Raw genomic sequence first — 20,639 nt, 5'->3', positions numbered from 1 at the left:
GGCCTTGCAGGAGATCGATGTTCCCAAGGATATCGTGGTGGTGACCGATCAGGATGTCTTGCAGCACGGCGACAACCCCTCCCTGGTGATCTTCCCGGCGCTGAGAGAAGGGAGGGAGTTGTACTATATCTTGTCGTGTTGAGCTGGTGTGGAACTTTCCGAAACGCTCTGAAATGCGAGCCTATTGTAAAACGGGGAAGCTTGGGTTGGGTTAATTGAGGAGAATGACAACTGAAAAGTCAAAGGACAGAACATTTCCTTTTTTTGATACTTAAAAGAAAAATATTGAACGTCAAAAGAAGGTTTATTTACCCCGCCACCTGCCGCACCACCTCGCAAATCCGCTCCGCCAGCTCCTCGATGCGCTCCTGGTTGTCCCCCTCCAACATGACGCGGATCTTCGGTTCCGTGCCCGACTTGCGTACCAGAACCCGGCCCTCCTCGCCCAGGTCGGATTCAACCTCCCGAATCGCCTCCTGAACCCGTTCGTCCCCCATCGGATCCACCCCGTTGGAAAACCGCACGTTCTTGAGAATCTGCGGATAGGTCACCAAACAAGAGGCCAGTTCCCCCAACGAACGACCACTCCCGGCCATGATCTCCAATACCTGCAAGGCGCTCATCAAACCGTCGCCCGTGGAGTTGCGATCCAGAAAAAGCAGATGTCCCGACTGCTCCCCGCCCAGGTTGTACCCCCCCTGCAGCATCGCTTCCAGCACGTAACGGTCCCCCACCGCCGCCCGCACCAGACGCAGGCCGTGGTGCTGCATCAGCTTCTCCAGCCCCAGGTTGGACATCACCGTGGCCACAATGCCGCCGCCTTTGAGCGTGCCCCGCTTTTTCATCTCCAGGCCGCAGATGGCCAGAATATGGTCGCCGTCCAACACCCGGCCTTTTTCATCACACAGGATGACCCGGTCCGCATCCCCGTCGAAGGCGATGCCCAGATGCGCACCATGTGCCACCACGCCCTGTGAAATCACCTCCGGATGCAGCGAACCCACCTTGTCGTTGATGTTGCGCCCGTTGGGCAGGGTGCCGTGCAGAATCAACTCCGCACCCAGGTTCTCCAGAACCTTCGGCGCGATGCGGTAGCTGGCCCCGTGGGCGCAATCCACCACGATGCGCAATCCCTTCAGGGAGAGGTTGCGGGGGAACAGCTCCTGGCAGAATTTGCGATAGTGTTCTGCCGCTTGCTCGACATGGGAGTCTTCCCCGATCTCCTCGCCGGGGGGCAGGGTGAAGTCCGGTTCGTGCAGCAACGCTTCGATGGTCGCTTCAACGCTGTCCGGTAGCTTCATGCCGGAGGGGTCGAACAGCTTGAGGCCGTTATCCCGATAGGGATTGTGGGAGGCGGAGATCATCACGCCGGTGTCGGCCTTCAGGTGGCGGGTCAGATAGGCCAGCGCGGGAGTGGGCACCACCCCCACCTGCAGACAGTGGACCCCCATGGAGGTGAAACCGGCTACCAGGGCCGATTCCAGCATCGGGCCGGAGCGGCGGGTGTCCATGCCGATGACCACGGTGGGAACGGGAATGGTGCGACGCAGCACGGTGGCGGTGGCCATGGCCAGATGCAGGGCGAATTCGGCGGTCATGGGGTGAAGGTTGACCGGGCCGCGTATGCCGTCCGTGCCGAAGAAATGACGGGAAGAGGTCATTGAGTGATCCGTGTTTGAGGATGGCTGCCTTTTAATCTTTTGTCCTTTAACTATCAAAAAAAGAAAATGTTCTGTCTTTTGACCTTATCCGTATCCGTTATATTTGTCTTTTTACAAAATCCTTATAGAAGTTAAGGTGCTTCCAAGCATATCCTTTGACTTTCAATATTTATCCTTTAACTATCAAAAAAAGGAAATGTTCTATCCTTTGACTTTAATCTGTTTCCGGTAAATCTTTTCCAGAAAAACCTTTTAAATAACAGCAAAAATCAAAATATAAATTCAAAACATTTTCTTTTTTTGATACTTAAAGGACAAATATTGAACGTCAAAAGATTAACTAAAAATTCATCCAACCTTTTACCACATGCAACGCCTGCTGCACCCCCTCCACCTCATGCACCCTCAAAATCCGGGCTCCCTCCAAAACACACATCGCCCCCAAAACCATACTGCCCACATCCCGCCGCGACGGCTCCGGAATCCCCGTCAACTCGCCGACGATGCGCTTGCGCGACACCCCCACCAACAACGGCGCCCCCAATCCCCGAAACAGCCGCAAATGACGCAGCAAACCCAGATTGTGCTGCCTCTCCTTGCCGAAACCGATGCCCGGATCCAGCCACAGCCGCTCCCGCCCGAAGCCGTTTGCCAGACACCAGTCCACACGCTCTTTCAGAAAGGCGTAAATCTCCACCACCGGGTTCCAATAACGCGGCTCCTGCTGCATGGTCTGCGGCGAGCCCGCCATGTGCATGAGAATCACCGGAACCGACAACGGCGCCAGCAACGCCGCCGCTTGCGGATCCCCCCGCAAGGCGGTGACATCGTTGACCAGCGAGGCTCCCGCCTCCAACGCCGCCGCCATCACCGCCGCCTTGGAGGTGTCCACGGAGATGGCAATGGGCAGACGCTGCGCCAGTCCCTGAATCACCGGAATCACCCGGCGCAACTCCTCTTCCTGGGAAACCGGCGTCGCCCCCGGACGAGTCGATTCGCCACCCACATCCAGAATGTCCGCGCCCGCCCGAGCCAGCGCCAGACCGTGGGCTACCGCGGCGGCCACCTCGTGAAAGGAACCCCCGTCGGAAAAGGAGTCGGGCGTGCAGTTGACCACCCCCATGATCAGCGGACGATCCCCCGCCAGATGCCAGGTGCGCCCGGTCGTCGTCCAGCTCAACGGGGCATCCGTCGCCAGATGATGGGCCAGGGTCTCGCGTAGCAGCGGCAGATGTTCGGCTTGAGGCGTCGTTTCCAGATGATCCATCCACTGCCGCAACGCCTCCAGGGAGAGCAATCCCCGGGCGTAGCACTGCTCCCCATGGGTTTCGCGCTGAAATCCCTCAGGCACGGGCCACGCGGCATCCCAGCCCATCAGTCGCAGCAGCCAGCGACTGGACGGGGCGCGGAAATCGGGGATTTCGGGAAAATAGTCCCCCGAGCCTCCCGAAGGACGCTGGCCGTCCAGTGGTTGCAACAGAGGCAAAAAGGTCATGAGCTGGAGAGTCCGGGCCCGTTGTCCATGGCTTGGTGAATATCGATGGAATCCTTGTCCGCATCCCCCGGAGGAGGCGGCGGGGGCTCACGGGAAGGGGGCAGCGGCTTGAGCGCTTCGCTGGCCGGCAGTCCCTGGACGAAACGGGCCACTTCGTCCGCGTCGAGGGTTTCCCGCTCCAGCAGGGCGTTGGCCATGGCGTGCAACACCGCCATCTGATCCTTCAAAATCTGCTTGGCCTTCTGGTAGTTGCGATCCACCAGATTGCGCACCTCCTCGTCGATCATGCGGGCGGTCTCTTCGGAGAGGTTCTTGTGCTGGGTGATCTCCCGGCCCAGAAAGATCTCCTGCTCCCGTTCGCCGAAGGTGAGGGGCCCCAGCCGTTCGCTCATGCCGTAGGTGCAAACCATGCTGCGGGCCAGATCCGTGGCGCGCAGAATGTCGTTGCCCGCGCCGGTGGTGACCTGGTTCAACACCAGCTCTTCCGCCAGTCGTCCGCCCATGAGCACGGCGATGTTGTTCTCCAACTGCTCACGGGAGTAGGTGAAGCGATCCTCCATGGGCAGTTGCATGGTCAGTCCCAAAGCCCGACCCCGGGGGATGATGGTCACTTTGTGAACCGGGTCGGTGCCCGGCAGACAGGCGGCCACGATGGCGTGCCCCGCTTCGTGATAGGCGGTGGTCTTGCGTTCGCGCTCCGGAATGATGGCCGACTTGCGCGGCTTGCCCATCATGACCTTTTCCTTGGCCGCTTCGAAATCCTCCATCTCCACGACCTTCTTGTCGAGACGGGCAGCGCTCAGGGCGGCCTCGTTGACCAGATTGGCCAGATCCGCACCGGAAAAACCGGGGGTGCCCCGGGCGATCACTTCGGCATCGACATGTTCCGCAACCGGCACCTTGCCCATATGCACCCCCAGAATCTGGGTGCGTCCCCGAATGTCCGGATTGGGCACCGTCACCTGCCGGTCGAAACGACCGGGGCGCAGCAACGCCGGATCCAGCACGTCGGGCCGGTTGGTGGCCGCCACGATGATGACCCCCTCGTTGGATTCGAAACCATCCATCTCCACCAGCAACTGGTTGAGGGTCTGCTCCCGTTCGTCGTGCCCGCCGCCGAGACCGGCGCCGCGATGCCGTCCCACCGCGTCGATTTCGTCGATGAAGATGATGCAGGGGGCGTTTTTCTTGCCCTGTTCGAACATGTCCCGCACCCGCGCCGCGCCCACGCCCACGAACATCTCCACGAAATCGGAACCGGAGAGGTTGAAGAAGGGCACGTTGGCTTCCCCCGCGATGGCGCGGGCCAGCAGGGTCTTGCCGGTTCCGGGGGGGCCGACCAGCAGCACCCCCTTGGGAATCTTGCCGCCCAGCCGCTGGAATTTCTGCGGGCTCTTCAGGAACAGGATGATCTCCTGAAGCTCCTCCTTGGCCTCATCAATGCCGGCCACGTCGGCGAAGGTGACGCGATTGTTCTTCTCCGAGACCATCTTGGCCTTCGACTTGCCGAAGGACATGGCTCCGCGCCCGCCGCCGGACTGCATCTGGCGCATGAAGAAGATCCACACCCCGATCAACAGCAGCATGGGGAACCAGGAGATGAGCAGGGTCAGCAGCAACGGCGTCTCATCCGGGGGACGCGCCGCGATGGTGACCTTCTTCTCCCGCAGCAGCCGCACCAGATCGGGATCATCGGGCGTGTAGGTGGTGAAGGAGGTGCCGTCGGACATCAACCCCGCCAGATTGCGACCCTGGATGGTGACATCGGTCACCCGCCCCTGATCGAGCTGGTGCATGAAGTCCGAAAAGGGAATGTATTGTTCCTTCGTCATGGGCTGGTTGAACAGATTGTACAACATGACCAGCAACATGCCGATGACCAGCCACAGTGACAGATTTTTATAGAAACCGTTCAATTGCCGCAGACTCCCTGCCGATCAGAATCCGATCCCGTTGGAGCGGATTGTTCCGGAGATACCCCCTCCCTCTTACACGATAGGCCTGCCGGGCCGAAAGTTCAATCCCATCTTGAAAAATGGCGCGTTGTTTCGGCTTTCGGGTTCCCTCGTCGCCGCCCCGCGCCCCGGTCTGGCGGCGCAGCGTAACCAAACAGAGATGGGCACGGAATTCTTGACAACTGACAGCATGATGACAAAGTCATTCGCATTACAGACAGCAGGGCACACGTCGAGAGGGTTAAATTCCAAAATTTAATTTCAAATTATTGGATTTAACTTTCCTGTCGGTCAGGGAGTGCCCATCAACGACTTCATGGCAAAGGAGTGTAGAGCATGTCACTGAATGACGGTTACGGTGTTCTGGTCGGTACGCTGCACCATTATGTGAGGGATCCGCCGGACGATTACGGGCGCTACTACCATGAAAACATTTATGTGAATACACCGGCTGGGCAATATCATTGTGCGGTGGATGTCGATTCCAAGAAAGCCGACAACGGCATCGAATGGCGCATCGTCACCCTCAGTCCGGGGAATCTGAAAGGGGTCCATGCCTTTTCCGGGGGCTGGCACGCCCTGGCCATGAATGCAACCTCCGGAGCCCTGGATTACGTGCGCACCGCAGCCTTCCACAAACCGATCTTCGGCTTGGGCGCTCTGGTCAAGCTTGGTTTCATGCAGTGGCTGGCGGATTATCTCAAATTCAAACTGACGCCGAAGTGGCAGGCCGGAACCAGCCTGCAGGCTCTGCAAGCCCTGGAGCCCCTGCTGGATCACTGCAAACGGCTGTTCATCTACGGGGAGCCTTTCAACAGCGGGCTGGGGGTTCACAATATCCACCAGAACCAGGGCGATCCCGTTTCCAGTCCCTGGGCTGCGGAGAATGGCATCTGGCAGGATGGCTGCCCCATCATCGAAAAGCAAAACGGAACAATCGTCGCCTTCCAAACCAAGTTCAAAACGCAATCCTATAAAACGGATAATAACGGGCATCCGCTACCCTGAACCCGCCGGGGGCGATTGTCGCCCCCGGACCCCTCGCAGGAATGGCCTCAGAAGGTGTATCCAACCACCAGGGTGACGTTGTCCCGGTCGGCGAGCAGGTTGTAGGCCCCGCCGGCGATGCGGGTGTAGGCCATGTCGGCGAACCAGCTTTTGCGCCATGTCACGTGCAGGGCGGGGCGCAAGACCTTGCGATCCTCCAGGAACGTGCCGTCGTAGGAGAAGCCGGAAAGGTCGTGGGCGAAGGCCAGTGACGGGGTCAGTACGGTATCGGGCAGCCGATCGGGGTAGTCCGCCGACAGCCGCAGGCGGTAGCCCCAGGCGTTGTCGGAGATGAAACCCTGGTGGCTGCAGCCCTTTTGAGCGGCGGTGGTATCGGTGCAGGGCTGACCGTCGACCGCGCCGGGACCGTAGTCGTCCGGGCGGCCGTAGCGCAACACGCCGGGATTCGGCAGATTCTCCACATGGCTGAAACCGGCTTCACCGGCCACACTGAGGCGTTCGGCCCCCAGCACGGCGGCAAAGCTCCGCTCCAGACCCAGACTGGCGGTGGTTACCGGAAAGCGGTCGTAGGCGTCGAATTGCCCGCCGGGAGGGATGGCGTTGCTGTTTTTGGCCAGATTCAGCGCCGAAGTGGGCGAACGTCCGTAAAATGCGGTGATCAGATCGGCGGCATTCAGGTTGAGGGGCTGCCCGGAACGTCGGGCCACTTCACCGAAGGCCCGCAGGGAGTCGTCGATGCGGCTTTGGAAACTCAGACCGTAGAGTTGAATCCCCTCGGGATAGAGGGTGGCGTAACGCAAGCCGTTGGCATCGGTGAGCCGGGTGGTGGCCGTACCGTAACCGCCGTTCACCTCGGCATTGGTGACGCGCACGCTGGGGGAACGACTGTGATAACGCAGGCCGTAGGCGCGGAACTCCGTGGCCAGACTGCGGGCGGTATAGCGCAGCGAAAGACCGAACTGCCCCGCGTCGGAGCTGTCCACGTCCGCCTGACGTTTGGGATAGCGTCCCGAGGCCAGAGCGGTGTCGTCGGAGAGGGTCGGCAGCACCGAGACGTAATTGCAGCCGCTGGTGGAGTAGTTGGAAAGCGCGAAAAAGGTGCCGCAGCCGACCTGAACCGTGGAACGGTGTTCCAACTGAAGAAAGCCGTCCGCACCCCACGCGCCGCCGCCGTCCAGGTTGACGTAAACCATGCCGACGGGTATCCGCCCCTCCTGGGGCAGGGCGCCGGGACGGGTCTGGGCCGGATGGTCGAGGGGGTTGATGGTGTCGAGACCGCCGGTGGTGAAACGGGATGCGCCCCAGTGGACCACCTGTCGGCCAAGACGCACCTCCATCCGGCTGCGATCCGTCGGCTTGAAGTGGCCGAAGGCGTAGGCGTCGGCCAGTTCCAGGTTGCTGAAGCGGGCGGTGGGGGAAAAACCGGCGTCGCTCAGGGGGGCATCGCGACGGAATCCGTTGGGCGCATTGCCGTAAGGGCGATTGCCTTCGGCGAGTTCGTGGTCGTACCAGGCCCGGGTGCGGGCGAAAACCCCGTACTCCCCCCGTTTGACCTCCACATCCACCAGGGCCTTGACCAGACTCGAAACCGGTTTGCCGCGCTGGAAATTGAGATCCGCTCCCCCGCCGTTGCCGAGGAGTTGGCCCGAAGAGAGACCCGCCCGCGCCGCCGAGGTTTTGCCGATGAGCGCCGTATCGGGCGCTTCGGTGCGGATCATGGTTCCGGCGCTGATCGTACCGTTGATGCGCGACTGAAAGCCGTTGCCGAGGGGCAGATCCATGGCCGCAACCGGTCCCGGAGCGGCCAGAAGGAAAAGGGCGATACGTCGCAGTGGGAGCATGATGGCCGTGTCCGGGGAAGGAGGCGAAACCCTTTCCGTCGGGGCCGTCGTCGTTGACAGCCCCTCGCGATCAGGCTCAAGATGTCCCCAGGATACACGTCTGTTTCCACCAAAATCGAGGGAAGCCCATCATGAAGGAAGGACTGTCCACCCGTTGCGTGCATGCGGGGGAGATCGAAGACCCCCACGGTTCACCGACGACACCTCTGTACAGCACCACCACCTTTAAATTCGGCTCGACGGCCCAGTTGCTCGATGTGCTGGAAGGGCGGGTTTCCGGCAGCATTTACACCCGGTACGGTTTCAATCCGACCATCCTCGGTCTGGAGGAGAAGCTGGCTGCGCTGGAGGGAGCGGAGGCGGCCTGGGCCTTCTGTTCGGGCATGGCTGCCGAGGCGGCGCTCTTTCTCACCCACGGGCGAGGCGGCATCGCCTGTTTGGGCGACGCCTACGGCGGCACCCTGGAGTTGATCGGCAGCCAGTTGCCGATGCTGGGTTTTACCACCCATCTGTTGGCGGGGAGGGCGGTGCAGCGGCTCGATGCGGTGCTGGAGAGCGGGATTTCGCTGCTGTTTCTGGAGACGCCCACCAATCCGACGCTGGAGGTGTTCGACATTCGTGCCATCGCCGAAAAGGCGCGTCGTCACGGGGTGCTGGTCGCGGTGGACAACACCTTCGCCACGCCGGTCAATCAGAATCCGCTGGCCTTGGGGGCCGATATCGTGGTCCACTCCGCCACCAAGTATCTGGGGGGCCACTCGGACGTGACGGCGGGAGCGTTGATGGGCTCGAAGGCGGTGTTGGCCCCGGTGTGGAACTGGCGCAAGAACCTGGGGTCGATTCTGGCTCCGGAGACGGCGCATTTGCTGGCACGCAGCATTCGCTCCCTTCCGGTGCGGGTGCAGCGGCAGAACGCCACGGCGCAGGCGGTGGCCGAGGCGTTGGCGCGGCATCCCCGGGTGGCGCGGGTGTTGTATCCGGGCTTGCCCGATTTTCCGGGCCATCAACTGGCCAGGGAGCAGATGCGGGGTTTCGGGGGGATGTTGGCCTTCGAGGTCAACGGCAGCGGGCAGGAGGCCACGCAGGTGGCGGACCGGCTGCGGCTGTTCGCTTTGGCGCCGAGTCTGGGTGGGGTGGAAAGTCTGGTCACCCAGCCCTGCACCTCGACCCACCACGGATTGACTGCCGGGGAGCGGGCGGAGCGCGGCATTTCGGATAGCCTGTTGCGTCTCTCCATCGGACTGGAAGATGCCGAAGACCTGATTGCGGATCTGCACCGGGCCTTGGCCTGACAAGGCGTTGCGGCGCTTTTCAATATTTTATCTTTTAAGTATCAAAAAAAAGGAAATGTTCTGTCCTTTGACCTTTTCTGTTCGTTCTTGCTGCATAGGATCAAGAAGGAAAATATAAAATCAAAGGACAGAACATTTCCTTTTTTTGATACTTGGAAGAAAAATATGGAAAGTCGCTGATCGGTCAATATTCACGGGGACCGTCATTCCTTTGGTGGGTTTCTCAGGTCCTGATTGGGAAAGATGAGTAGATTGCAGGGAACATCCGCCGGTTGAGGAAATAACAGGATCGAGATGTTCAAGAATAAAGATCCGGAGGCGCGTTCTTTCGAGGTCGAGGTCGCTTTCACCCGGCATGGTGCAACCGGTGGCGTGGCAACTTACCGGAACGAGCCGGATTAGCTGATCGAAGGCCTGGACAAAATCATCGAGGCGTTGGGGGAGTTCTGCAAGGGTACGGCGATTCATCAGATTTGGCCCCAGATAATCGATGCCCTGCATGAGGCAGGGGATAACCGGTTTGAATCGGTCATCGCCCTCCTTTTGCAGCGCAAGGCAACGTTTGATGATGGGCCAGGGATTTTCGCGGAGATAGCTCATATCAGGATCAAAGCATTTGTGCTCGCGTGAGGTGACTATCTCATCGGAAAAATCGGTACAGTCAACTTCATCGGCGCTCAGGACATTTGGCAGGAGTAGCAGTGCAACGAGAAGAAGGAATTCATGGAAGGGAAACTTATTCATAAGGGTTCATTCAGGGGCTAAAAGGATGGGTGCGAGAATGGTATTATCTCTTTGTCTTTTTAGTATAGCGAACCTCTTTAATATATATTTAAGTAGCCAGCTTTTGTAGATAAACTTGGATGGATCATTATCTCTGGCAAATTGCTTATTTGGAACTGTTGTTGAAAACAAAAGCAATGCTTTAGCATTAAGTTGTTCCAAAGCTGGAAGAAATGCTGCTAACTCATCTGGACTAAGCAATTCGGAAGCTACCTTTGCAACGAGTTCTTTTATGCAGGTGCTGTACAGTTTAACTTCAATTAGATGGTCGGGATTTTTCGGTATATTCTTGTCACAGTAATTATATAAAGATTCCACTTCGGGGAGTTCGCGATTGGAAAAACATGCTGGAATAACGGGAGGATTGGATTGACTGCTTACCTTGTCATTACCTGAAATCTGATCCTGCTGGCACGGTTTCCCATTTTGCCCCTCAGCACTATTTGGTGCGATGGCAAACAACAATGGCTCGATAGGGGAGTTGACAGGAACCGGACCCATCGGTGGTTGGCCATATCCGTATTGGGAGCAAAGAATAATGACAAAATAAACAAAACCGACTCCGAGTACAGGCCTGGAGGATACCCTCCAGGCCCGACGTTGGAGAGAGTCAGGGTGTTTGACGGGGCACATAGTAACGGATACGGGCATAATCGCCTCCCGCGTCTTCATCTTTTTTCCAATATTTGTCTGGAGTAACCCTTGCGTCATGTTGACTTTTCAGTAGCGCGAGCCGCTGCTGCCCCAGTTGTTTCAAAAACGAGTCCTTCCTGGTTTAATTGATCTTAGTTTGCTGCTTAAAGGAGTTTTCCAAAAGGACAAGATGTTTTTGTAAGTTCGCATCACTATTCTGGATGATTCGTGTCCGATACACCGGGAGAATCAATAAAATGGTTTGGTGAATCAGGAGGGAGTTTCGGTAAATAGAATAGAAAAGGCGGATAGTCCCCGGGAGGTGCCTGCCAGTTAAAGTCAAAATTGGCGATCATGTCGATTAATAAACGAACCTTTTCGAATTCAAGCTTGTGTTCGTCTGGATAAATACATTCTTTAGGCTTGCAGGTAACTGGTATCAACTGCATCAGTTTATTGTTTGCTTCGATGAACTCCTTGGCCAATTTGATAGCCTTAGGTTTGTTTAATAAAAATTCAAATTGGGGTTCTTCAGTACGAGAATCAACTACTTCAAGTAAGCAGGGAATGGCTTTTTGATAAGTTTGTCGCTCCAGCAAATCAGGAGTTAAGCACCTTTTAATCAAAGGCCAAGGATTTATCACTATGTGTTTATTTGATATTGTTTGTTTTTGTGTCTCGGGTAAAGATTCCAATGGAACCTCATTGGCACAAAATACTTGATCAGGACATACAATAAATATACTCATGATAATAAGCGCCACTAATGAAGAAAATATCGACGAACCCGTCGACAAATAAACCTTATTGGTGTGATATCGGTTCATGGTTCCTTGGTCTCATGGGTTAATAAAATCAGTTTGTAAAGAATATCCAAGTAAAGTGTGCTAATATTTGTTGGTGGATGGGAATCCCGATCTCTGTTATAGCCGACGTTGCCTGTGGAGATTGTCAAGTAAAATTCAAATGCGGCCTCTGAAAAATTATTGAGCGTTGACATGAACTCTAGGTATTGAGACTCGGGGAAAAAGGCTTTGGCTTCTTTATCAACCTCCTGAAATAGGCATTCATTTTCCAGGCGCGCCATTGTTGGAACGTCTAGCTCCCCGGCACCGGTAGTGTAGAAGCGCTCACATTTTAAGTGACGTTCATGCCAGTCTTGATATATCCTTTGGCCAATCGATTGGCAATATAAAGATTCTGGATGGCATAGAGCAGCCAGAAAAAACATATAATATAGTGGCCTGGAAGAAACTTTCCAGGCCTGAGCAACAAGAGGGTTATTTGTTAGGGTAACGCATATGCCATTGTATTCTCGAATGGTCGCCCAAGGTATCTTCATTTGATTTCCATGGCTTCTCACGGAGTCGTCTTCTCTTGGCTTGATCGTTTTGAAGGCCCTTGTTATGCTGTTCAATAAGTAGCTCATATCGGCGCTCCCCGAGCTTGGTAAGGAACGCTTGCTTTTGATGGTTATCCAGGGAGCCGATCTCTCTGATAGCCTTGGTCGTAAGAATATTAGCCTGAAACTCCGGAACATAAGCTGGATTGATGTCCTCCAGTCCAGCCTGAAGAACCTGTGCGCCATCACCCATACCGTGCCGGAAGAGTGAATCGAGAACGGCGCTTTGAACGGCTGGATCCTGGATGCTTTTCAGGGCGTTGATTCCCCCCGCATTGGCAAGCGAGTGGTGTGTCGTGCCAATCAACATTCTGGCAATCTCATCGGGGGTGGACTGGCTACCGAATCGGGTTAAATCAACCCCCGTAATATGCTTTCTTTCAATTGCTTCTCGGACGGATTTTTCCTTCAGGCCTCCAAAGGCGGTATCGGTCCCCCGATATTTACTATCATCCTGGACTTCACCGGGTTTGGTGCCATGCCAGCGGAAGCCACCCTCCCAGTCCAGAGTCTGGACAAAGGTCTTCGCCAGGTTCTCAGGCATGCCTTGGCGTTTCAAAGCCTCATAAACGGCCTCCCGTTTCTGCAGATTGGCAGTTGGGTTTCCATTGGCGTCATTGTACTCGCCTTCCTTTCCCTGCACAACGGGAATCGTGGGTTGCCAAGATGCTGAGGGTTTTTCTGTCGTGGCATTGGCATCTTTTTGGTAGGAAGGCGTTGCCGCAGGTTGTGACCTTCTGTTGGCTGCAAGTACGGTGGGTTGATCGCCTTGCGGGTTGGGGGTTTGGTCCGGTACCGGTGTGGGCGAATCCTGTCGGGAGGTATCGTTCACGGGGGTGTTCGGCACATTGCCGGTGTGAAAGTCGACGGCGTTGGTGGGACTGAGAGCCGCCACTTGAACGCCTTCGGCAGGTTTATTTCGGATGAAGGGCCAATCGAACGAGATATCGAATATCGAGCGCGGCGGCGATTTTTCCCCGGTGTCGTTGTCGGTCGGTGTGCTGTCCGGGTTCGGGATGCCTGGCGTTGGCGTCGACGAATCGTTTTCAGTGGCATTTAAAGCGGGTTCAAAGCTTTTGGGGAGTCCCCAATCGATGGTAGGGTCGAAAATGGAAGGGCGTTTGTGGGGTGGTTTCGCATGCGGATTCGCCGGGGATATTCCGATATCTTCGAGATCAAGCCCACCGTCGAGGATCGGTCCGGGAACATAAACGCCGGGCCTTTGGTCCGGAGAAACCTCCCAGGGTTGGCGGCAAGAGTGGTCCTCGACGATATTCATCTTTCCGGGGGTGCAGAGCGGCCTGTTGTCTACCGGGGGGATCGTCACCGGAAAGTCGAAACCGGGATCCTGGCCCGGCGGATAGGGAAAATAGGAGTGGCTCGGGAAGAACCCCGTTTGGTTTGACCGACTGTTGTTGCTGGCCGGGACCGGGGTCGTAATACTCTCCGGCTCCGGTTCGGGCAATTGCCCCTGCTCCGGACCCATGTGGAAGGTGAGGGACTCCTGCACCAGGCTCGGCAGGGATGGGTCTTTGCCGTCGTTGGGGCGACGGAGTTTCTTGTCCAGAACAAAGGCGCGTTGGTTGACCAGGGCGTCGACCTGCTTTTCGTAGGCCTTTCGAAGGCGCTCCTCCTCGCTTTCTTGGCTCAGCGCCTGGCGGACATCCTCTTCGAGATCAAAACGATTGAACATGGTACTAACTCCGGGTTTGTGAATCTAAAAGGGTTTGGTGAAAAGAGGTCGACTGCAAACGGGGAAACTATTTCACAGTCGTAGGCATAATGATATTACATATTGATTATGGAGAACGAACCGACGTGATGAGATAAGGGGGAAGGATCACAAGGTCCGAACGAACCGCCTCCGCCTTTCAATATTTTCCTTTAAGTATCAAAAAAAGGAAATGTTCTGTCCGTTGACTTTTGTTTGTTAGTTATTAATTAATAATAAGTAATTATTTACCACGCTGCGCCGTGCAGCATGATCGTGTCAACAGCAAAAGGAAGAGTCCCAGGGCGCTGCCCTGGACCCGTCGGGGGGGATAATCCCCCCCGAACCCCCGTATATCGGAATAGTTAGAAAAGGACAATCAAAGTCAAAGGATAGAACATTTCCTTTTTTTGATACTTAAAGGATAAATATTGAAAGGCGAGGCTATTTGGGCAGGAAGTATACGCGGGTCTTCACCCGTCGAATGGTCAGGCGGTGAATGGTCAACATCCACTGGGATTTCGGGTTAAGCAACATCTCCTGAAAAGCGGTGCGCGCCCGCCCATTGGGAGGATGGCCACAATGGGTCAGTTGCCGATGCAGTCGCAGCAGTAAACGGTCCTGCAGTTCCGTGGGCCATTGAGCCAGGCTGGTGTGATCAAGGCTCAGCAAGTTCTCCTCCGAACGGATATCGAGCTGAGGCAGGAGTTGATCAAGGCTCCATTCCAGGGCGGCGTTGGCCTCTTTCAGAAGTTGGGCGCTCCGGTTGAGAGCCAGTACAGGGGTTCCGGTGGTTTGCGCCTGTTCCAGGCAGGGCAACACCTGGTGACGCAGACGGGGCCGCAAATGGTGAATGTTGGCGTTGCTGGGATCGTCGAGCCAGGCCAGGTTCTGGTCACGCAACCAGTGACGCAGGGTCTCCCGGTCGAAACCGAGCAGGGGGCGGATCAGGCGCAGACCGTTTTCCAGCCGGTCGGGAACCAGGGAGGAGAGGCCGGAGAGACCGCTGCCGCGCAGCAGATGATGCAACAGGGTTTCCGCGCTGTCATTGGCCTGGTGGGCGATGAGCAGGGTGGGAATGTGCCGCTGGTGGCAGGTGGTGGTGAGAAATTCGTAGCGGGCCAGACGGGCCGCTTCGTAGAGGTTGCCGGAAGGAAGCGCATCGCAGTGGCCGATATGGCAGGAGAGGCCCAATTTGGCGGCTTCGGCGGCGACCCAGGCGGCTTCATCACCGGATGCGGGGCGAAGGTTGTGGTTGAAGTGGAGGATGAGAGGGTGAAGGTGGCTTTGGGCCAGCAGATGCATCAAGGCGATGGAATCGGACCCGCCCGAAATGGCGGCGGCGAGAGGCAGGGGCCAGGAGGGGATGGCGAGTTGGAAGCGGGCGAGAAGGGTGGCTGGCATCCGGGCTTGTATCTGTTTCGGTATACGGGGGTTCGGGGCAGAGGCCCAAGATTTAATAAAATCCGTTGACTTTCAATATGTTATCTTCTAAGTATCAAAAAAAGGAAATGTTCTGTCCTTTGATTTGTCAGTTTCTTAAAGAAAAACTATTCAAGAACATTAAGAAAAGACTAACGTAACTATTCAGGACCCCGTGCAGCGCGACATGACGAAGTCAACGGCGAAAGGAAAAGTCCCAGGGGTGCCCCCTGGACCCCATGGGGTTGGAAGTCAACAGCGAAAGGAAAAGTCCCAGGGCGCTGCCCTGGACCCGTTGGGGGGGATAATCCCCCCCAAACCCCCGTATACCTGAACAGATACAGACTAACAAGCAGATAAAGTCAAAAGACAGAACATTTTCTTTTTTTGATACTTAAAAGATAACATATTGAACGGCAGATGATTATTCCTCAATCGAAAGCGCCGTCCGGTGAGACATCCATCACCGGTTGAGGCAGGGTCAGGTATGGCGCCGGATCTTGCACCCCGGCTTCGGCGAACCCGGCCAGCCGCAGGCGGCAGGCGTCGCACAGGCCGCAGGCCCAGCCTCGATAATCCGGGCTGTAGCAGGTGTGGGTCATGGCGAAATCCACTCCCAGGGCCAGTCCCTCCCGCACGATATCGGCCTTGGACATGTGCAGCAATGGGGCATGCATGCGAATCGACTGCCCCGACACCCCCGCGCGGGTGCCCAGATTGGCCAGATGTTGGAAGGCTTCCAGAAAGGCGGGTCGGCAATCCGGATACCCGGAATAGTCGATGGCGTTGATGCCGATGAAGATGTCCCGCGCCTGCAGCGTTTCGGCCCAACCCATGGCCAGCGACAGCAGAATGGTGTTGCGCGCCGGCACATAGGTCGACGGGATGCCTTGAGCCAGACCTCCCTTTGGCACGGCGCCCTCCGTGGAGGTCAGCGAGGAGCGACAGATTCCCGTCAGATCGAGTTGAACCTCCTGATGCGAAGCTACGGGTAATCTCAGGGCGATCTGACGCGCCGCTTCCAATTCACGAAGGTGGCGTTGTCCGTAATGGACCGTCAGGGCGTGAACCTGGTAATGCCGTGCGGCGGCCAGATGAAGACAGGTAGCGGAGTCCATGCCTCCGGAAAGAAGAACGACAGCCTTCGGGGTAGCCATTTCAGATACCATGGGAGGAAGTTGTACAACTTCCGCAGACAAGCGGGAGTATATTTTAAATCATTTAACGTTCAATATTTTATCTTTTAAATATCAAAAAAAGAAAATGTTCTATCCTTTGACTTTTTCTTTATCCTTTTACTGAATCACAAGCGTCCATAATATTCAATAGATACTATACGCCAAAGATGATCCGAACGAGTATCTGTTCAGGTATACGGGGGGATTATCCCCCCCGACGGGTCCAGGGCGCGCCCTGGGACTTTTCCTTTCGCTGTTGACACGATCATGCCGGGCTGTGCAGGGGCCTGAATAGTTCCCTGAACGAAAAGTCAAAAGACAGAACATTTCCTTTTTTTGATACTTAAAAGTAACATATTGAAAGTCAAAAGATCAGACGCTAGCGTGGGCGATTCTCTTCCAGGGCTTTCAGCCGATTTTTGGCCGCAGTCACCTCGGCGGTGGCGTTGGGATAGTCCTTGATCAGTTTGTTCAGCACCATTTTGGCGTTGTTGTTATCCTGCAACCCCTGGAAGGAGAAGGCGATTTTCAACAGGGCCGCGGGGGCTTTTTCGCTTTGCGGCCATTTGACCAGGACCTGGTTGAAAGCCTGCAAGGCTTCGGCATACTGTTTCTGGACGTAATGCGCTTCGCCGATCCAGTACTGGGAGTTGCCAGCCAGGGGGTCGGAGGCGTTTTTGGCGATGTAGGCGGTGAAACCTTCCACGGCTTTGGCATACTGGGCCGTCTTCAAGGCTTGAAGAGAGGCCTCGTACAACTCCTTGCCGCTCTTTCCGGAGAGCGACTCGCCGGGGGAAGCCGCCGGGATGGCGGGTGTGGCAGGTGGCGGCGCAACGGCGGGGCGGGCAGCGGCGGTTGTGGTGGCGGCGGGAGGCGTCGGGGCGGGCGCGGCGGCTCCCGGTGCGGCGGCGGGTGGGCTGAGGACGATGGTTTGTCCGGCCACGGGAGGCGTTGCCGGGGTTCCCAGGGCGATGATGGCGCCGTCAGCGGAGATGGGCGCGGGTTGCGCGGCGGCCTGTTCGGTCTTTTCCACCCGTTGGCCGAGACGTTTGTTTTCGTAACGTTGTTCTTCCAGCTCACCGCGCACGGAACGCAGCTCTTTTTCCAGCAGGCCCAGTTTCTGGGTCAACTCCGACATGGCGGCGCGGTTGTTGGCTTCCGATTTGGAGGCTTCCGCCAGATCTTTTTGCAGGCGGGGGATTTCCGCCTGGGGATCGACGGGGGGGGTTCCATCGGGATTGGTGGTGGTGGCGCAGCCGGAGAGCAGCAGCAGCGTTGCACCGATCAACAGGTGGCGAGCGGGGAGATGCCTGTCCATGGCGGGATCACCTTTCTTTTGACTTTCAATATTTTATCTTTTAAGTATCAAAAAAAGAAAATGTTCTGTCTTTTGACTTTTTCTTTTGCATATTTTTTCAATAAACAAAATAATTATTTTATGTTTTTGTTGTTCGAACAGATAAAGTCAAAGGACAGAACATTTTCTTTTTTTGATACTTAAAAGATAAAATATTGAAAGTCAAGGAACACAAAATCCGGGTATCCCCCTGGGGGGATACCCGGATGGCCTCAAAACCGCATCAACGACCGCCGAGCCGCAATTCGGCGCGACGATTCTTGGACCAGGCGAATTCATCGTGACCCACCACCAGAGGCCGCTCTTTGCCGTAGGAGACGGTCTTGAGGCGGCCACCCTCGATGCCCTGGGAGACCAGATAATCGCGCACCGCATCGGCCCGCTTCTGCCCAAGGGCCAGGTTGTAGTCGCGGGTGCCGCGCTCGTCGCAATGTCCCTCGACCATGACTTCACGGGCACCGCTGCTTTGGATCCAGCGGGCATTGGTGGCCAGAACGCGGGCCGCTTCGGGGCTGATCAGAGCGGAGTCGAAATCGAAGGTGATGCGATGCTCGGGCTCGCCACCCATGCCGTCGGCACCCAGACCACCCGGACCGCCGCGACCACCGGGGCCACCGAGACCACCACCGGCCCCACCGGGTCCGTATAGGTCGGAGCCGCTGCCACCAGGGCGGCCCAGGCCGGCGGCATCACCGCCTGCGCCACCCATGCCGCCGGGGCCACCTTCCGTACCGTCTTTCGTGGTTGAACAGGCGGTCAGCAGTCCGGCTGATAAAACAAGGGCCAAAAGAAAACGCAGTGACGATTTCATGGGTCTTTTCCATCCTTTACTGAGGTTGGTTAAATACAGACATTTCCATTGTCCGTTATTGAATCAGCGCCGACCAGGAAGGGTCGCTGCCGCTGAGTCTGCTCTCCAAGGGTACCTCCCTCTCATTATGTCCTGTCAGGTCAATCGTGTAAAGGCGTGTATCATCGCCGCGCTGCCGGGAAAAGAGAATGACCCGTCCGTTGGGGGACCAGACGGGGGATTCGTCCATCCAGGAGTTGGTCAGTACCCGTTCCCGTTCGCCCCGTGGATCGATGACGGCGATGCGGAAGCCGCCTTCCCCACCCCGCACGAAGGCGATGAGATCGCCTCGCGGCGACCAGGAGGGAGCGGCGTTGTAGCGCCCCTGGAAGGTGATGCGGCGCACGTCGCCGCCGTTGGGGTCCATGATGTAGAGCTGGGGCGAACCGGCCCGGTCGGAGTTGAAGACGATGTTGCGCCCGTCCGGCGACCACGAGGGGGAGGTGTCGATGCCGGCGTTGGAGGTCAGCCGGGTGAGTCGCGCCCCTTTCAGATCCTTGACGTAAATCTCCGGATTGCCGTCCTTGCTGAGGGTCAGGGCCATGCGCGTGCCGTCCGGCGACCAGGAGGGGGTGCTGTTGAGGCCGGGATATTCGGTCTGCATGCTCTTGCGGGCCGAATAGAGGTCATAACGGAAGATGCGCGGCAGTCCCCCTTCGTAGGAGATGTAGAACAGACTCTCCCCGTTGGGCGAAAAGCGGGGCGTCAACACCAGATCCTGGGATTCGTTGCGGGTCAGATCGAGGCGGTTGGCCCCGTCCTGATCCATCACCGACAGCCACTTGCGCCGGCCCTCCTGGGCCACGAAAGTGATGCGCGAGGAGAAGTAGCCCCCCTCGCCGGTCAGCCGGGTGTAGATTTCGTCCGCGACGCGATGGGCCAGGGTGCGCCAGCTCTCCAGAGGCACGGAGAAGCGTTTGCCCGGCCCGATGGTGCGTCCCTGATAGACATCGTGCAGTTGGAAATCGACCGAGAGCTTGTTGCCGCTGCGATGCACCGCTCCGGCCACCAGGGCTTCCGCGCCGATGAGTCGCCAGTCGCGATGGTTGACCCCCAGTTTCCACATGGCCACCGGATCCTGCAGATAGGATTGCCGGTTCAGGGGGCGGAACAGTCCGGAGCGCTCCAGATCGTTGGTCAGCACGTCGGTGATCTGTTTGCCTGTGGGGCCGGGTTCCTGGGGATTGCCGGAGCCGTCCATCTCCACAAAATAGGGCAGGGCGATGGGCAGGGGTTCCAGTCCGCCCTTGGCGATGTCGATGCGCAACATGGCGTGGGCGGAACCGCTCAGGCCGACGAGCAGAGCCAGGGTCGTCAGGTATCGCCCGAGGGCGGAAAGGATGGTGCGAGACATTCCATTCATGGTGGTTTCACTAGTCCTGTGCCGAGAAGACGAACTGGATGACACGACACTCCTCACAATTGGCCGGCGGCTGCGGCAGATTCCGCGTTTTGGCGATGGCTCGGGCCACCGACTCGTCAAAGGTGCGGTTGCCCGACGGATTGACGATGCGGGCATCGAGGAACGATCCGTCCGGTCCAACCTTCACTTCCACGGCTACGCGCAACAGATGCTCGTTGATCAAACCACCCGGCTTGGTCCAGTTGGAGCGAACCAGGCCTTCCACGCTCCGGGCATACATGGAGACCGCCAGCCGCGAAGCGCGCGGACCTTCCGTGGCGGCCTGGGGTTGGCCCTGCTGCAGGCTCTGGGCCGCAGGAGCCTGTCCCGGCTGCTTCTGCGCCGTGGCCGGGGGCGTGGCAGGAGCATGTTTGTTGATGGCCGCGGAAAGATCGAAGGGGATCGAATCCTTCTTGGGCTCCGGTTTGGCCTCCGGTTTCTTGGGCTCGGGCTTGGCCTCCGCTTCGGGCTTTTTGGGCTCGGGCTTCTTGGGCTCGGGCTTGGCTTCCGGTTCGGGCTTTTTGGGCTCGGGCTTTTTGGGCTCGGGCTTGGGTTCCGGCTTGGGTTCGGGTTTGGGCTCCGGCTTGGGTTCGGGCTTCTTGGGCTCGGGCTTTTTAGGCTCGGGCTTGGGTTCCGGCTTGGGCTCGGG

Annotated in this window: 18 protein-coding genes; 3 read left to right on the top strand and 15 right to left on the bottom strand. The window is 57.4% G+C overall.

Going from position 1 to position 20,639, the window contains the following annotated elements; translation table 11 throughout:
- On the top strand, window positions 1-142 hold a 142-nt coding region (locus HQL56_08895; GenBank protein MBF0309631.1), incomplete at its 5' end, for a nucleotidyltransferase domain-containing protein.
- 166 nt (window positions 143-308) lie between these two features.
- Here HQL56_08895 and glmM read toward each other — a convergent pair.
- The 3 genes from glmM to ftsH all read right to left on the bottom strand — a co-directional run bounded on the left by glmM (window position 309) and on the right by ftsH (window position 5,072).
- The gene (glmM, locus tag HQL56_08890; protein ID MBF0309630.1) at window positions 309-1,661 is read right to left on the bottom strand and encodes a phosphoglucosamine mutase; all 1,353 of its coding nucleotides are present in this window, start codon (window positions 1,659-1,661) and stop codon (window positions 309-311) included.
- 340 nt (window positions 1,662-2,001) lie between these two features.
- Window positions 2,002-2,928 (bottom strand): dihydropteroate synthase, encoded by a 927-nt coding sequence (folP, locus tag HQL56_08885; GenBank protein ID MBF0309629.1) that lies wholly within the window; start codon window positions 2,926-2,928, stop codon window positions 2,002-2,004.
- 224 nt (window positions 2,929-3,152) lie between these two features.
- Window positions 3,153-5,072 carry an ATP-dependent zinc metalloprotease FtsH gene (gene ftsH, locus HQL56_08880; GenBank protein MBF0309628.1) on the bottom strand — a complete coding sequence of 640 codons (1,920 nt, stop codon included), beginning with the start codon at window positions 5,070-5,072 and terminating at the stop codon, window positions 3,153-3,155.
- Window positions 5,073-5,447: 375 nt separating this feature from the next.
- Between ftsH and HQL56_08875 the strand changes: the two genes are divergently transcribed.
- Window positions 5,448-6,119 carry a DUF2278 family protein gene (locus HQL56_08875; GenBank protein ID MBF0309627.1) on the top strand — a complete coding sequence of 224 codons (672 nt, stop codon included), beginning with the start codon at window positions 5,448-5,450 and terminating at the stop codon, window positions 6,117-6,119.
- 47 nt (window positions 6,120-6,166) lie between these two features.
- Here the strand turns inward: HQL56_08875 and HQL56_08870 are convergent, their stop codons facing one another.
- Complete coding sequence (locus HQL56_08870) at window positions 6,167-7,960, bottom strand: DUF1302 family protein (GenBank protein ID MBF0309626.1); 1,794 nt, start codon at window positions 7,958-7,960, stop codon at window positions 6,167-6,169.
- A gap of 131 nt (window positions 7,961-8,091) precedes the next feature.
- Here HQL56_08870 and HQL56_08865 point away from each other — a divergent pair, with 131 nt between their 5' ends.
- Window positions 8,092-9,252 (top strand): aminotransferase class I/II-fold pyridoxal phosphate-dependent enzyme, encoded by a 1,161-nt coding sequence (locus HQL56_08865; protein MBF0309625.1) that lies wholly within the window; start codon window positions 8,092-8,094, stop codon window positions 9,250-9,252.
- Window positions 9,253-9,372: 120 nt separating this feature from the next.
- On the opposite strand, the gene HQL56_08860 is transcribed toward HQL56_08865, so the two are convergent.
- The 11 genes from HQL56_08860 to HQL56_08810 all read right to left on the bottom strand — a co-directional run.
- Window positions 9,373-9,996 carry a hypothetical protein gene (locus tag HQL56_08860; protein ID MBF0309624.1) on the bottom strand — a complete coding sequence of 208 codons (624 nt, stop codon included), beginning with the start codon at window positions 9,994-9,996 and terminating at the stop codon, window positions 9,373-9,375.
- Window positions 9,997-10,002: 6 nt separating this feature from the next.
- Window positions 10,003-10,497, bottom strand: a complete 495-nt coding sequence (locus tag HQL56_08855) for a hypothetical protein (protein MBF0309623.1) — start codon at window positions 10,495-10,497, stop codon at window positions 10,003-10,005.
- 383 nt (window positions 10,498-10,880) lie between these two features.
- Window positions 10,881-11,495, bottom strand: a complete 615-nt coding sequence (locus tag HQL56_08850; protein MBF0309622.1) for a hypothetical protein — start codon at window positions 11,493-11,495, stop codon at window positions 10,881-10,883.
- The gene (locus tag HQL56_08845) at window positions 11,492-12,010 is read right to left on the bottom strand and encodes a hypothetical protein (GenBank protein MBF0309621.1); all 519 of its coding nucleotides are present in this window, start codon (window positions 12,008-12,010) and stop codon (window positions 11,492-11,494) included. The genes HQL56_08850 and HQL56_08845 overlap by 4 nt, the downstream gene beginning before the upstream one ends.
- Window positions 11,949-13,763: a hypothetical protein gene (locus HQL56_08840; GenBank protein MBF0309620.1), complete on the bottom strand. Its 1,815-nt coding sequence runs from the start codon at window positions 13,761-13,763 to the stop codon at window positions 11,949-11,951. The genes HQL56_08845 and HQL56_08840 overlap by 62 nt, the downstream gene beginning before the upstream one ends.
- A 462-nt stretch (window positions 13,764-14,225) precedes the next feature.
- The gene (gene tilS / locus HQL56_08835; protein MBF0309619.1) at window positions 14,226-15,185 is read right to left on the bottom strand and encodes a tRNA lysidine(34) synthetase TilS; all 960 of its coding nucleotides are present in this window, start codon (window positions 15,183-15,185) and stop codon (window positions 14,226-14,228) included.
- A 449-nt stretch (window positions 15,186-15,634) separates the two neighbouring features.
- Window positions 15,635-16,360 carry a 7-cyano-7-deazaguanine synthase QueC gene (gene queC, locus HQL56_08830; GenBank protein ID MBF0309618.1) on the bottom strand — a complete coding sequence of 242 codons (726 nt, stop codon included), beginning with the start codon at window positions 16,358-16,360 and terminating at the stop codon, window positions 15,635-15,637.
- A 400-nt stretch (window positions 16,361-16,760) separates the two neighbouring features.
- Window positions 16,761-17,699, bottom strand: a complete 939-nt coding sequence (ybgF, locus tag HQL56_08825) for a tol-pal system protein YbgF (protein MBF0309617.1) — start codon at window positions 17,697-17,699, stop codon at window positions 16,761-16,763.
- Window positions 17,700-17,961: 262 nt separating this feature from the next.
- On the bottom strand, window positions 17,962-18,549 hold the full coding sequence (pal, locus tag HQL56_08820; GenBank protein ID MBF0309616.1) for a peptidoglycan-associated lipoprotein Pal: 588 nt from the start codon (window positions 18,547-18,549) through the stop codon (window positions 17,962-17,964).
- 55 nt (window positions 18,550-18,604) lie between these two features.
- Entirely contained in the window at window positions 18,605-19,951 is a 1,347-nt protein-coding gene (gene tolB / locus HQL56_08815) for a Tol-Pal system beta propeller repeat protein TolB (GenBank protein ID MBF0309615.1), read from the bottom strand.
- 10 nt (window positions 19,952-19,961) lie between these two features.
- Window positions 19,962-20,639: TonB C-terminal domain-containing protein (locus HQL56_08810; protein ID MBF0309614.1), on the bottom strand; the 678-nt coding region annotated here is incomplete at its 5' end.

This window comes from Magnetococcales bacterium (assembly GCA_015231925.1).
Lineage (GTDB): Bacteria > Pseudomonadota > Magnetococcia > Magnetococcales > JADGAQ01 > JADGAQ01.
Note: the sequence above shows the minus strand (reverse complement) of the source record. Positions and strands in the feature narration are given on the sequence as shown.